Source organism: Saliphagus sp. LR7 (assembly GCF_003344565.1).
Lineage (GTDB): Archaea > Halobacteriota > Halobacteria > Halobacteriales > Natrialbaceae > Saliphagus > Saliphagus infecundisoli.
In genome coordinates this window covers 196641-210085 of record NZ_QPND01000004.1, presented here as the reverse complement: position 1 = coordinate 210085, position 13445 = coordinate 196641, and the positions used below count along the sequence as shown (strand labels likewise).

At 68.3% G+C, this 13445-nt stretch carries 11 protein-coding genes; 5 read left to right on the top strand and 6 right to left on the bottom strand.

Annotated elements, in window-relative coordinates:
* Positions 1 to 17: 17 nt before the first annotated feature.
* Positions 18 to 1328, top strand: coding sequence for an aspartate--tRNA(Asn) ligase (aspS, locus tag DVH23_RS08140; RefSeq protein WP_114576940.1), 1311 nt, complete (start codon positions 18 to 20; stop codon positions 1326 to 1328).
* 173 nt (positions 1329 to 1501) lie between these two features.
* Here the strand turns inward: aspS and DVH23_RS08135 are convergent, their stop codons facing one another.
* The gene (locus DVH23_RS08135; protein ID WP_114576939.1) at positions 1502 to 2767 is read right to left on the bottom strand and encodes an MFS transporter; all 1266 of its coding nucleotides are present in this window, start codon (positions 2765 to 2767) and stop codon (positions 1502 to 1504) included.
* A gap of 142 nt (positions 2768 to 2909) precedes the next feature.
* Here DVH23_RS08135 and DVH23_RS08130 point away from each other — a divergent pair, with 142 nt between their 5' ends.
* Together DVH23_RS08130 and metX are read left to right on the top strand one after the other, a co-directional pair.
* Positions 2910 to 4211, top strand: a complete 1302-nt coding sequence (locus DVH23_RS08130; RefSeq protein WP_114576938.1) for an O-acetylhomoserine aminocarboxypropyltransferase/cysteine synthase family protein — start codon at positions 2910 to 2912, stop codon at positions 4209 to 4211.
* Positions 4212 to 4328: 117 nt separating this feature from the next.
* On the top strand, positions 4329 to 5525 hold the full coding sequence (gene metX / locus DVH23_RS08125; protein WP_114577061.1) for a homoserine O-acetyltransferase: 1197 nt from the start codon (positions 4329 to 4331) through the stop codon (positions 5523 to 5525).
* A 153-nt stretch (positions 5526 to 5678) separates the two neighbouring features.
* On the opposite strand, the gene DVH23_RS08120 is transcribed toward metX, so the two are convergent.
* The gene (locus DVH23_RS08120; RefSeq protein ID WP_114576937.1) at positions 5679 to 5984 is read right to left on the bottom strand and encodes a non-histone chromosomal MC1 family protein; all 306 of its coding nucleotides are present in this window, start codon (positions 5982 to 5984) and stop codon (positions 5679 to 5681) included.
* Positions 5985 to 6215: 231 nt separating this feature from the next.
* Here DVH23_RS08120 and DVH23_RS08115 point away from each other — a divergent pair, with 231 nt between their 5' ends.
* Positions 6216 to 6413 carry a hypothetical protein gene (locus DVH23_RS08115; protein WP_114576936.1) on the top strand — a complete coding sequence of 66 codons (198 nt, stop codon included), beginning with the start codon at positions 6216 to 6218 and terminating at the stop codon, positions 6411 to 6413.
* A 15-nt stretch (positions 6414 to 6428) separates the two neighbouring features.
* Here DVH23_RS08115 and DVH23_RS08110 read toward each other — a convergent pair whose 3' ends face one another.
* The 3 genes from DVH23_RS08110 to DVH23_RS08100 all read right to left on the bottom strand — a co-directional run bounded on the left by DVH23_RS08110 (position 6429) and on the right by DVH23_RS08100 (position 9893).
* Positions 6429 to 8414, bottom strand: a complete 1986-nt coding sequence (locus DVH23_RS08110) for a S9 family peptidase (RefSeq protein WP_114576935.1) — start codon at positions 8412 to 8414, stop codon at positions 6429 to 6431.
* A 73-nt stretch (positions 8415 to 8487) separates the two neighbouring features.
* Positions 8488 to 9585 carry a DUF373 family protein gene (locus tag DVH23_RS08105; protein WP_114576934.1) on the bottom strand — a complete coding sequence of 366 codons (1098 nt, stop codon included), beginning with the start codon at positions 9583 to 9585 and terminating at the stop codon, positions 8488 to 8490.
* Positions 9586 to 9677: 92 nt separating this feature from the next.
* The gene (locus DVH23_RS08100) at positions 9678 to 9893 is read right to left on the bottom strand and encodes a hypothetical protein (protein ID WP_114576933.1); all 216 of its coding nucleotides are present in this window, start codon (positions 9891 to 9893) and stop codon (positions 9678 to 9680) included.
* Positions 9894 to 10045: 152 nt separating this feature from the next.
* Between DVH23_RS08100 and DVH23_RS08095 the strand changes: the two genes are divergently transcribed.
* Positions 10046 to 11041: a radical SAM protein gene (locus tag DVH23_RS08095; protein ID WP_114576932.1), complete on the top strand. Its 996-nt coding sequence runs from the start codon at positions 10046 to 10048 to the stop codon at positions 11039 to 11041.
* Between the two features lie 12 nt (positions 11042 to 11053).
* Here DVH23_RS08095 and DVH23_RS08090 read toward each other — a convergent pair whose 3' ends face one another.
* A complete protein-coding gene (locus DVH23_RS08090; protein WP_114576931.1) occupies positions 11054 to 13441 on the bottom strand; it encodes a cation-translocating P-type ATPase in 2388 nt (795 codons plus the stop codon).
* Between the last annotated feature and the right edge of the window lie 4 nt (positions 13442 to 13445).

Below are 13445 nucleotides of genomic sequence, written 5' to 3'. Positions count from 1 at the left end.
TGCGAGAACCGTGGGGTATGCAGGACAGAACCCATACTGCAGAGGCCGAGCCGGGCGACGAGGTCACCGTCGCCGGCTGGGTCCACGAGGTCCGCGACCTGGGCGGGATCGCCTTCCTGATCCTCCGGGACGCCACCGGGCGGATCCAGATCAAGTTCGAGAAAGACGAGATGGACGACGAGCTCGTCGAGACCGGCCTCGAGGCCGCCCGCGAGAGCGTCATCAGCGTCTCGGGAGCCGTCGAGGAGGAACCGCGCGCGCCGACGGGCGTCGAGATCACCCCCGACTCGGTCGAAGTCATCGCGCCCGCAGACCCCGAACTCCCCCTCGACCCCTCGGGGAAGGTGGACGCCGAACTCCCGACCCGGCTGGACAACCGCACGCTCGACCTCCGGAAGGCGGAGGTCCAGGCGATCTTCGAGATCCGCTCAACGATGCTTCGAGCCGTGCGCGAGGAGTTCCACGAGGTCGGCTGTACGGAGATCAACACGCCGAAGATCGTCGCCACCGGGACCGAAGGTGGGACCGAGCTGTTCCCGATCACCTACTTCGGCCGCGAGGCCTTCATGAACCAGAGCCCCCAGCTGTTCAAACAGCTGACCGCGGGCTCGAACCTGGAGCGGGTGTTCGAGATCGGCCCGATCTTCCGGGCCGAGGAGCACAACACGCCCCGCCATCTCAACGAGGCGACCTCGATCGACTTCGAGGGTGCCTTCTGTGACCACCACGACGCGATGGACGTCGTCGAGGGCGTCGTGAAGGCCGCCTACGAGGCCGTGAGCGAGGAGTCGGCCGACGAACTCGAGACGCTCGGGCTCGGCGAGGAGGGCGACAGCGAGTTTTCGGTTCCCGACGGCGAGTTCCCCCGCCTCTCCTACGAGGAGGCGATCGAGCGGGTCAACGCGACGGGCGAACTCGACGACCAGCTGGTGTGGGGCGACGACCTCTCGACGGAGGCCGAGAAGGCGCTAGGGAGCGACGTCGGCGGCCACTACTTCGTCACCGACTGGCCCAGCGAGATCAAGCCCTTCTACATCATGGACCAGGACGACGACCTCTCGACGGGGTTCGACCTGATGCACCCCCGGATGGAGCTCGTTTCCGGTGGACAGCGCGAACACCGCTACGAGAACTTAGTGGAGGGGTTCGAACAGCAGGGCCTCGACCCCGCCCAGTTCGAGTACTACACGAAGATGTTCAAGTACGGGATGCCCCCCCACGCCGGCTGGGGCCTCGGTGGCGAGCGCCTGCTGATGACGATGCTCGACCTCGACAACATCCGGGAGGCCGTTCTCTTCCCGCGAGACCGGCAGAGACTGAGTCCGTAGGACGAGGTCTCTGAGAGCCAGCGAGGCGAGTGAAACGAGTCTCGCCGGACCGGCAGCGTTTGTCGCCGTAGGCGAGGACGCGACCGGTTGGAGCGTCCTCAAAACTGCGAGCGGGAGCGAAGCGACACGCGAGCGGCGACGACTCGTCCGTCGAGTGGGAGCCAGAGACCCTTTCAAGAGTCGTCGGCCCGCGAGAGAAAGCGGCTCCCGTCCTCGATCGAGAGTCGGAGCAGGACCGGGGCGGCGATGACCGCGATGGCAACCTCTAAGCCGCCGACGACGAGGAAAGCCAGCCCGTAGCCGTAGGCCTCGGCGACGGTCCCCCCGATCAGGAAGCCCGCGAGGAAGCCGAGGCTGCCGGCGACGTTGAAGCCGGCCATCGCGATCCCCCGTTCGTCGTTGGCCGCGAGATCGGTGACCAGCGCCATCGTCGCGGGAGAGACCATCGCGCCGAGGACGCCGACGACGACCATCGCCGCGGCTGCGAGCCCGACCGTGGGCGCGGCGCCGACCGCGAGGATGCCGACGCCGTAGCAGACCGAGCCGACGACGATCGGGGGCACCCGTCCGATCCGATCGGAGAGGGCTCCCATCGGGTACTGGAGCAGGGCGAAGGGGGCGAAAAAACAGGCGAGCAAGAGCCCCGTCGTCGCGGGGCCGACGTCGAACGTGGCCTGGAAGTAGAGGGTGCCGACGAGCGCGAAAAAGCCCGCGGTGAGTCGGTCGATCAGACCGAAGGCGTAGGGAAGGAGGAGCTGAGGGGTTCGCCGGACCCCCGCGACGACCGCCTGCGGGGTGCGCCGGGAACCGGGTGATCGGTCGGGGACGCGGGTGACGAGCCCGCCCACGCAGACGAGCAGGGCGGCGGCGACCGCGAGCGGGGCGATCGGATCGACCTCCGTGAGCGCGCCGCCCATCGGCGCGCCGAGGGCGGCGCCCAGTCCGATGGCGATCCCCGCCGCACCCATGTTCCGGCCGTGACCGCCCTCTAGGTCCATCAGCATCGTCATCGTCAGCGAGAACGGGCCGATGGTCATCGCACCCTGGCAGATTCGCAGGAGGAGGACGGCCTCGAAGGGGAGAGATCCGACCGCGGGGACGGCTGCGAGCGCGGCGTAGCCGGCCGCGCCCGCGAGCGCCCCGGCGACGATGAAGGGGGTCCGGCGGCCGGCGGCGTCGCTCGCGACGCCCCAGACGCCGACGAACGCGACGTAGCCGACGAACTCCGCGACGACGAACCACATGCTCGCCTCGAGGGCCGTCCCCATCAAGGCCGAGGCGCCGGGATCCGCGCCGAGGGCCTCGACGAGCGTCGAGACGCCGGGATACAACAGGAGCTGGGAGAAGAGGACGGCGAAGACGACCGCCGCCAGCAGGGCACGGTCGCGGTCGTTTCGTTCCCTCGAGTACACGTCCGTCGGTTGGGCTCGGAGCGACATGAAGGCGTCCGTTCATCTTCGGCGCGGCCGTGGTCCGCGTCGGTCCGAGGACACACCGGGCGGCGTGAAGGATCGACCCGCGGCCGGTCAACGTTGCCGTTACTGGCAGTCATATGAGTGTCCGGGAGTATGCGTCCAAAACATGAGCGACGACCCGGAGGACGACGGCGATTCCGATCGGTTCGGTACTCGAAGCGTCCACGCCGGCCAACGGCCGGATCCGGCGACCGGCGCGGTGGCGCCGCCGATCCACCAGACGACCTCCTACCGCTTCGAGGACGCCGCGAGCGCCGCGGAACTCTACGCCCTCGAGGGCGAGGGCCACATCTACTCGCGGATCTCGAACCCGACCGTCGAAGTCCTGGAGGACCGACTGGCCTCCCTCGAGGGTGCTCCGGGGGCGGTCGCGACCGCCTCGGGGATGGCCGCCCTCGACTCGGCGACGCTGATCCTCGCCGCCGGCGGCGACAACGTCGTCTGCTCGACGGACACCTACGGCGGAACGACCGCCTACTTCGCGAAGACCGCCACCCGCCGGGAGATCGAGACGCGGTTCGTCCCGACCCTCGAGTACGACGCCTACGAGGCGGCGATCGATGCGGATACGGCGTTCGTCCACGTCGAAACGGTGGGAAACCCCTCGCTCGTGACGCCGGACTTCGAACGGGTCGCCGAGATCGCCCACAGCCACGGGGTTCCCCTCGTCGTGGACAACACGTTCGCGACGCCCGCGCTCTGTCGCCCCCTAGAGCACGGTGCGGACGTCGTCTGGGAATCGACGACGAAGTGGATCCACGGTTCCGGCACGACGGTCGGCGGCATCCTCGTCGACGGCGGCTCCTTTCCCTGGGGCGATCACGGCTACGGGGAGATCGCGGGCCAGAACCCCGCCTACCACGACGTCGACTTCTCGCGGGACTTCGCGGAGGCACCCTTCGCCGCCGCGGTCCGTTTCCGGTCGCTCCGCAGTCTCGGCAACCAGCAGTCGCCGTTCGACGCCTGGCAGACCCTCCAGGGGCTGGAAACCCTCCCGCTCAGAATGCGCCAGCACTGCGAGAACGCCGCAGTCGTCGCCGACTACCTCGCCGACCACGACGAGGTGGCGTGGGTGACCTATCCCGGACTCGAGGGTCACCCGACCCACGACAATGCCACGGAGTACCTCGCCGACTACGGCGGGATGATCGCGTTCGGTCTCGACGGCGGGTACGATGCCGGCAAGCGGTTCTGCGAGGAGGTCGAGGTCGCCCAGTTCCTCGCGAACATCGGCGACGCGAAAACGCTCGTGATCCACCCCGCGAGCACGACCCACGGCCAGCTCACCCCCGAGGAACAGGAGGAAGCGGGGGTCACACCCGACCTCGTCAGACTCTCGGTCGGGATCGAGGACCCGGCGGATATTCTGGCCGACTTGGAGCGGGCGATCTCGGCGGCGACGGAGTGACGGTCGGAGCAGAACTTACCGTAACTACGGGTTATATTGTCACCGAGTTCTATGCACATCACGTATGAGTGTGCGGGACCAGCGACGCGCGGGGCGGTCCGGGGAGCGGGGGGAACCGTGACGACGCGGGACGCCGTCTCCCTCGGCGCGTTCACCTTCGAGTGTGGGGAGTCGATCCCCGAACTCGAGGTCGCCTACGAGAGCTACGGCGAGTTCGACGGCGAGAACGCGGTGCTTGCCTGTCACGCCCTCACGGGGAGTGCCCACGTCGCGCGCCGTCCCGACGCGGGCGACGAAACCGCGGGCCAGGCCCGCGCCTGGTGGGGCGACGTCGTCGGCCCCGGGAAGGCCATCGACACGACCGAGTACTACGTCGTCTGTGCGAACGTTCCCGGCTCCTGTTACGGCACGACGGGGCCCGCAAGCGAGAACCCCGAGACGGGCGAACCGTACGGCACCGACTTCCCGCCCGTCACCGTCGGCGACTGGACCCGCGCCCAGCGAAAGCTGCTCGACGAGCTCGGCGTCGGCCGGCTCCACGCCGTCGTCGGCGGGAGCGTCGGCGCGATGAACGTCTTAGACTGGCTCCGGCGGTATCCCGACGACGTCGAGCGAGCGGCGTCGGTGGCGGGGGCCGCCCGACTCGACGCCCAGTGTCTCGGTCTCGACGCCATCGCCCGGCGGGCGATCACGAGCGACCCCGACTGGAACGGCGGCCACTATTATGGGGGCCCGGAACCCGAGGCGGGACTGGCGCGGGCCCGCCAGATCGGCCACCTGATGTACCTCTCGAAGGCCTCGATGGACCGGAAGTTCGGCCGCCGGTCGGCGGGCAGGGACGCCACGCGCGAGGACCCCCCCGACCCCGCGGCGGCCTTCTTTCCCTACCGTGAGGTCGAGTCCTATCTCGACTATCAGGCCGAGAGCTTCACGGATCGGTTCGACGCCAACAGCTACCTCTACCTGACGCGGGCGATGGACGACTTCGACCTCTCGGCGGGCTACGAGTCGGATGCCGACGCGCTGGCGGCGTTCGACGGCGAACTGCTCTGTCTGTCCTTTACCGGCGACTGGCACTTTACGGTCGCCCAATCGGACGCCCTGGCCGACGCCTGTCGCGAGGCCGGCGTCTCGGTCGCCCACCACGTGGTCGACTCCGACCACGGTCACGACGCCTTCCTCGTCGAACCCGAGAAGGTCGGCCCGCCGCTTTCGGCGTTGCTCGCCGAGGGACTGGCCGGCCGGGCGATCACGGACGTCCGCGACCCCGACGACGAGTTCGCGCCCGTCCACACGAGTCTCTTTTCGGACTGATAGGGTCGGAGACCAGTCAGTGCGCCGTCCGTCGCGACACGGTACCACGACCGAACGATAAATCGTCGTCTCCGACCCTATGATAGAAGACGGCACTGTCGCGAGCCGAGGGCTCGCGAGCCGGGCACCGCACCCGACCGACGACGGGACGGGCTACTCCTCTAGGTGTTCGATTCCCTTCTTCGAGACGTTGGCCTCGGTGATGTCCTCGGGCATCCAGTCGGGTTTGTCGTCGGGAGCCGTCTCCTCCCAGGCCCAGCCGTCGTAGATGTGGACCTTGTCGGTGCCTTTCTCCCGGAGCCGCAGTTCGGTCCGGTCGGCGGCGTCCTCGCTCGAGCCGGGCTCGAGCCGCCGGGCCGCCTTGAGGGCGGCCTGTCGGGGCGTGTTCCCGGAGAACACGCTCGATTCGTCGTCGGACTCGCGCAGCGCGAAGTTTCGCTTGCCGTCTTCTCGTACCATGGTTTTGCCTCCGTGCCAATTCAGCACACGATATGACATAAAGATATCCCCGGAAACCGGCCGCCGGCGCCGGTATCTTTAAGTATATCGTGCCGCCGGTCCTTGCCGGAGACGCGCCGGTCGAACCGCGACACCCGTCGGTGATCGGACCGGTACGTGATCGAGTCAGTCGCCAGTGGGTAGAAAACACTTAAGTGTATCCTACGGCGAGGGTCGGGATAGAACACCGCGATGGTACGGAAAAAGAAGTTGAGCCCGAGCGGGGCGAAAGACGAGGACGGCGACTACCACAACGTCCACCTCAACCTCCACGAGGACGAACTTGCCGTCGCGGGGATGGACATCGGCGACGAGGTCTTCGTTCGCGTCCGGGAGGACAAGATCATCATCCAGAAAGCCGACAAGGACCAGGTCGAACACGAGTTCTAGGCGTTCTCCCGATTCCTACGCCGATGGCTCGCCGCTCTCGACGGCTACGTTTCGACGGGCGAGCGCGGCGAGTGTCCGCTCTCGGTCGCACGTCCTGACGACGTCAAACGCGGTGAGCTCCGGTCGGAACGGGGGGTTTCGATCAGTCGCCATCTCAGCGAAGCTCGGGCCCATGTCTCGAAGGGCGACCCGGTCTACGTCCCGGGCAGCGGCCGCAGCGTACAGCGCGTGGGTCGCGCCGGTCCCCTCGCCGACGAAGGAGACGCGGTCGCCGCCGGTTTCTTGGCAGAGGAACTCTGCGGCCCGGATGACGTCGTAGACCCGCATCCCGAGCAGGGAGGTCCCGAGCAGCAAGGCGTCGTAGGCGAGTTTGAACTCGGTGCCGTAGATCCCGTAGTAGTCCTCGACCCAGGTCGGGATCGGAATCTCTCGGTTCCGAACCGCGCCGACCCCACGAGGATCGAAGACCAGAACCGCCCCGTACTCCGCCGCGAGAGCCGCGACGTCGTCGCTCCGGGCGGGGAGTTCCTCCGTCCCACCCTCGTAGAGGACCACTGCGGGACCGTCGGCCGCCGATCGCGGATCGGAGACGAGGACACCCGCCACGACGGCGTCTGGATCACGCTCGGTCTTGAACCAGAGCCGTTCGACGTCCAGCCCCTTGACGGTGGTTCGCTCGACGACCCGCGGCGAGAGTTCACAGCCCTCGCGGTCGAGGTCGAACGTCTCGATCACGGCGTCTCGCATCCCCGAGGGATCCGATTCGACGCCGTCGTCCGATCCCGTTCCACCCGGCGTCGTTTCCGCGACGTACTCCCGGATCAGGTCGTCGATCATCCGCTCGTCGGGGTAGGCCTCGCGGACGCTTCCCGCAGGCGTACACCGCAGTTCGGTCCGGTCGGCGATAGGGACGTCCTCGTGGGGGGTGTACTCGTCGTCGCCCAGACGTTCACAGAGCCACTCGAGGACGCCGTCGCCGAGTTCGTACACCGAGCAGTGGGGACGGTCGGCGACGACGAAGTTCACCCGTTCCCCGGCGCCGTACAGGTCGTAGATCCGGCGGGTGCGATCGACCGCTTCCCGGCTGCCCTCGATCGGAAAATACTCGTCCGAGGCGGCGGCGCCAACGCAGACCGGCCGTGGTGCCATCCTCGTGAGCAGGTCGTCGTAGTCGATTCCTCGGGGGATCGCGGCGGGGATCGACTGTTCGGCGTCGATCCGCTTGCCCGTCTTCAGCCACTCCCTGCGCGTGGTGACCGAACAACACGGCGCAGCAGCGGCGACCCGGTCGTCGAGGGCGGCGAGGTACAGCGTCTGGATCCCGCCGCCGGAGGAACCGGTGGCGCCGATCCGGTCGCCGTCGACGTCGGCTCGCGCCTCGAGGTAGTCGAGCCCGCACCGGGCATCATGGATCATGTACCGGGCGAGGTTTGCCCCGGCGTAGAAACACTTCTGGCCCACATAGCAGTGGGCGAACACCCCGCCGCCGCCCGCGACAATAGCCTCGCCGGTCTCTGGATCGCGGTACTGGAGGCGCTCGCCCTGAGCGATTGGGTCGACGATGAGAACGACGAACCCGTTGCGCGCCAGTTCGATGCAGGCCCGCTGGTTGTACGGATCCGCCTTCGGGTCGTCGACGTGGCCACAGAGAAAGAGAACTGCGGGATGTGGCCCCCGGCCGTCGGGAACGTAACAGTTTGCAGTCACGTGAAAGTCCGGCCGACTCTCGAAGACGACCGATTCGATCGCGTACCCTGTCCGGTCGAGCCGGCCCGTCGTCTCGATCGACGGGTCCGCCATCCGGTCGGGGAGCCCGCCGATGCTTGAGCGAAAGGCCGCTCGGACGTCCTCGCGGCGCCGTTCGAACTCCTCGCGGCTATCGATCGAGCGCTTTTCGGCCCGCGCGTCCGCGAACTGCTCTTCCGCCCGGGCCAGGACGTATCGCGCCATTCCGTCCTCAACGTCGACGTAGCCGTCGATGGCGTCGCCGAACCCCTCCATACCCCCGGAAGAGTCGACAGCGATCCATAAGTACTGTGGACGCCGGAGTCCGTGATCGGGTCTCTGCGACCGTTCAGGCGCCCTCGACGCGCCGCCCCCCCTCCGAGAGCCGGGACTCGGCGACGGCGAAGGCGAGCGTGCTCACGATTCCGAGTACGGTGCCCGCCGTGAGCGCCGTCGCCAGGTACGACGTCGAGGCCAGATCGAGGAAGTACGCGCTCACCGCGTGGAGGACGACCGCGATCGCGATCACGTAGAAGGGCGCGTTGAGGTAGCGCCACTCGAGGCGGTCGGCGATGTACTCGTCGGTGATCTGGCCCAGGCTGGTCGTGACGCCGGCGGCGGCGACCCACTGGACGGCGCCGTAGACGAACGCCGCGAGCGCCACCGGGGCGTCGGCGGCGCCTGCCGACGCCCCCACGTCCGAGACCGCGTTCATCCCGTTTACGCCCCCCAGAATCAGCAGGGCGACGGCGACGACGTAGGCGATCAGGGTCATCCGACCGGCGTACAGCGACCGGCGGGCGCCCTCGGCGGCCTCGTCGATCCGGTCGCCGAGCGCGAGGCCCCGCGAGATGAGGTACAGTCCCAGGAGGGCGGCCGTCGATCCGATCACGAGCCCCGGGAGGCTGAAGACGGCGCCGACGAGCGCGAGCGGGTAGATCAAGAGGAGGATGCCCATCGGGATCAGGATCGTCCCCCGGGTCTCGGGGTCCGCGAGGACCTGCTTCATCGTGTAGTAGATCGACTCCAGGTTCTGGGCCTGGCGGACGACGACGCGGCGGACGCCGTCGATGGGCACCCGAGAACGGATCACCGGCAGGACGGACTCGTCCTGGGCGCCGTCGGTGATGACGAGCGCGGTGACGTCCTCCCCGGTTTGGAGGCTCGCGAGGACGGTGTCTACCTCGTCGCCGACCTCGCGGTTGGCGGCGACGTCGCCCTCCTCGTTGCCGGTGACGGCGGCGACCTCGACGCTCTCGCCCTCGCTCGCGAGGTCGTCGTAGACGTGGACCCCCTGGAAGAGGACGTTGACGTCGCTGTCCTCGGGGTCCTCGGTCGCGAGCGCGACCGCGGCCTCCTCGACTGCCTCGCGGCCGATGACCGGCGTCGAGAAGCCGGTCTTGCGGCCGAGGTCGTCGTCGAGGTCGACACAGAGGATCAGCAGCATCGGTCGGGGGTAGACGACGGACGGATAAGGACCTTCGGGCGCGTCGGGCGGGTGTCAGTTCCGGTCGGGCGCGGCCTGAGCGAGTGCTCGGGTTACGACGCCGATCGGCTCTCGACGGCCGAGAGGACGAGCAGGTAACCCACGAGCAACGGGAGAGCCACGAACCCGCCGACCGTACCCCCCGAAAGGAGTGACGCCCCGATCGGAGTCCCCGAGAGGGCCATCCCGCCGGTACCGAGGAGAACGGGGCCAAAAAACAGCACTCGAAGAGTCCAGAGCTCCGATTGGGAGAGCGGGAACAACGCCATACGTCAGCGTATAATGCGTATCAACTTATGTTTTTAGGCGGTATCGGTTCGTGCGGAGGCACGACGCCGACCCCTCGATCCGCGCCGGCGGGCGCTCCGGGGATCGACCGGGATCGGTCGGCTTTTGTGGACGGGGACGGTATAACCCGTGAATGATCTCGGAGGGCTGTGAGCAGTGCGCCAAAGGTGGGAAGATGGTCATGTTCGTCTACGGCTACTGCGACCAGCGCGACTGCTTTTACTGTCCCCTCGGCGAGAACCGAAAGAACGTCACCGACGTCTACGCCAACGAGCGCCTCGTCGAGGACGACGAGGACGTGCTCACGGAGGCCCACCGGATGGACGCGCTGGGAACCTCCATTACGGGCGGGGAGCCCCAGGAGGCCCTCGATCGGACCTGTCACTATCTCTCTCTCCTCAAAGACGAGTTCGGGGAGGACCACCACACCCACCTCTACACCGGAATCACGGGCGGCCGCGAGAACATGCGCCGGCTCTCCGAAGCAGGGTTGGACGAGATCCGCTTTCACCCGCCCCTCGAGCTCTGGGGGGAGATGCACGGCACCGAGTGGGAGGAAATTCTGTACATCGCCCGCGAGGAGGGGCTGACGCCGGCCTTCGAGATCCCCGGCATCCGCCCCGAGGAGGAGTTCCTCGACTTTCTGGACGAGGGCGCCGCCGACTTCTGTAACGTCAACGAGTTCGAGATGAGCGACGGAAACTATCGGAGGATGCAGGAGGCGGGCTTCGAACTTCAGGAGGGCCACATGAGCGCCGTCGAGGGCTCCCGCGAGGGGATCCTCGAGGTCATGGGCGACCACGAGAAGGTCTACTTCTGCACCTCGGTGTTCAAGGACGCCGCCCAGCACCGCCGCCGCCTGAAGCGGATGGCCCGCAACGTCCGCCGGGAGTTCGACGACGTCACCGACGACGGCACCCTCGTCTACGGAAAGACCTGGATCGATCCCGACCGGCTCGAGTACCTGGGGGTTCCCGAGGAGTTCTACACCGTCAAGTCCGACCACGTCGAGGTCGCCTGGTGGCTCCTAGAGGAGATGGTAGCGGAAGGCGACCTCGCCGAGGGCGAGATCGTCGAGCAGTATCCGACCTACGACGGCCAGGTCGTCGAGCGGACGCCGCTGGCCTGAACGTGGCGCCGGTCAGTCGCGCGGGTCGGCGTCGGGAAGTTCCGGCGCGATCCGCGAGAGGCGCATCGCGTTGCCGGTGACGCCGACGGTCATCCCGGCGTCGCCCGCGAGGACTGCCAGCCAGATGGGGACGTAGCCGAAGGGGACGGCGAGCGAGAGGCCGGCCTTGACGGCGAGGCTTGCCCAGACGTTCTGGCGGATGACCCCGTTTGCGTCGGCCGCGAGTTCGTACAGGTACGGGAGCTTCGCGAGGTCGTCGCCCATCAAGGCGATGTCGGCCGTCTCCAGTGCGGTGTCGGTTCCGGCCGCGCCCATCGCCACGCCGACGGTCGCCGTGGCGAGGGCGGGCGCGTCGTTGATCCCGTCGCCGACCATCGCGACGCCGTCGGAGGTAGCGACGAGGCCGTCGATGGCGTCGACTTTCTCCTCGGGGAGCAGTTCCGCCCGGAACTCGTCGACCCCGACGCGGTCGGCGATTGCGCGTGCGGTCCGCTCGTTGTCGCCCGTGAGCATCACCGTCCGCTCGACGCCGAGATCCTTCAGGCGCTTGACGGCCCGCTTCGCCTCGGGTCTGACCTCGTCGGCGACGGCGATGACCCCCTCGAGTGCGTCGTCGGTCCCGACGAGGACGACGGTCTTGCCCTCCGACTGGAGGGCGGGCACCGTCTCCTCGAGCAGGTCGAGACAGTCGTTTCGCTCACAGAGGTCCCGTGCGGTAGAGGTGACGGCCCCGCCATCGGTCGTCGCGTGGACGTGCGAGAGGTCGAAGCCGAGTTCCTCGAAGAACGCGGGCTTGCCCGCGAAGTGGGGGGTCCCGTCGAGCTCCGCCCGGACGCCCTTGCCGGTGATGGCCTCGAAGCCGTCGATCTCGCGGCCGGCGACGCCCGCGGCGCTGGCCTCCGCGACGATCGCCTCCCCGATGGGGTGTTCGCTGCGCGTCTCGAGCCCGCGGGCACACCGGAGGACGTCGTCCTCGCTGTTCCCGTTCACCGCGACGACGTCGGTAACGACGAGTTCGCCCCCCGTGAGTGTGCCCGTCTTGTCGAAGGCGACGACGTCGACCGCGCCCATCGCCTCGAGATGGGTGCCGCCCTTGACGAGGACCCCGTTTCTCGCAGCGCTCGTGATCCCCGAGACGACCGAGACGGGCGTCGAGATGACGAACGCACAGGGACAGGCGAGCACGAGCAGCGTCAGGCCGTAGACGACGGCCGTGGGCCACGTCGTCCCGAGAACCGAGGGGCTAGCGATCGTGACGAGGACGGCGAAGGCGACGACGACCGGGGTGTAGTAGGCCGCGAAACGGTCGACGAACTGCTCGCGTTCGGTCCTGTCGGCCCGGGCGTCCTCGACCATCCCGACGATCCGCGAGAGGGTGTCGTCGCCCGCCGCCGAGGTGACCTCCACCTCGAGGTAGCCCTCCTCGTTGATCGTGCCGGCGTACACTTCGTCCCCGGTCGTTTTGTCGACGGGCACGCTCTCGCCGGTGATCGGGGCCTGGTTCACCGCGCTCTCGCCGTCGACGACCGTCCCATCGGTCGGGACCTTCTCGCCGGGCCGGACGACGACGACGTCGCCGACAGCGACCTCCTCGACCGAAACCGTCTCCTCGCCGTCCTCTCGCTTGACGGTGGCCTCCTCGGGCGAGAGTTCCATCAGCTCTCGGAGCGAGTTGCGGGCGCGATCCATCGAGTAGCGCTCGAGGAGTTCGGCGACGCTGAAGAGGACGGCGAGGGTGGCGGCCTCGAAGTAGAGGGCCTCGCCGAAGGCGAGACTCGCCGTCAGCGCGCCGAGGATCGCCGTCGACATCAGGAAGTCGATGTCGAGAGAGCGGTTTCGCGCCGAGTAGTAGCCGTTCCGGAGGATCTCCTGGCCGCCGACGGCGACGGCGACGACGAACAGGACGTCCGCGACGAACAGCTCGCTCCCGACGACGGTCGCCGCCCGGACGTTCCAGCCCCCGAGGACGAACTCGAGGAGGAGCCCGAGCGAGACGACCCCGCCGCCGAGCCACGTCTTGATCGCCCGCGGGCTCGTCCAGATGTCGTCCTGGCCGTCGACACCACCGCCGCTGTTCCCGTCGGTGGCGCCCGTGACCTCGTAGCCCGCGCGCTCGATGGCGCCGACGAGTGCGCCCTCGGAAACGGCCGACGGGTCGTATCCGACGGAGACGGTCCCGGTCGTCGGCCGGGGATTGACCGTCGAGACGCCGTTGACGCCGCCGACGGCGGTCTCGACCTTGCCGGCACACGAGGGACAGTCCATGTCGGGGACCGAGAACCGCACGACGTTGCCGGCGTCGTGCTCGGACCGATCGCCGTGGCCGTGGCTGTGACCGAGATCGGCACGGTCGTTGGCGTGCGTGCCGGACCCATCGGCCGATGGGTCGGTGGAAGTCATCGAG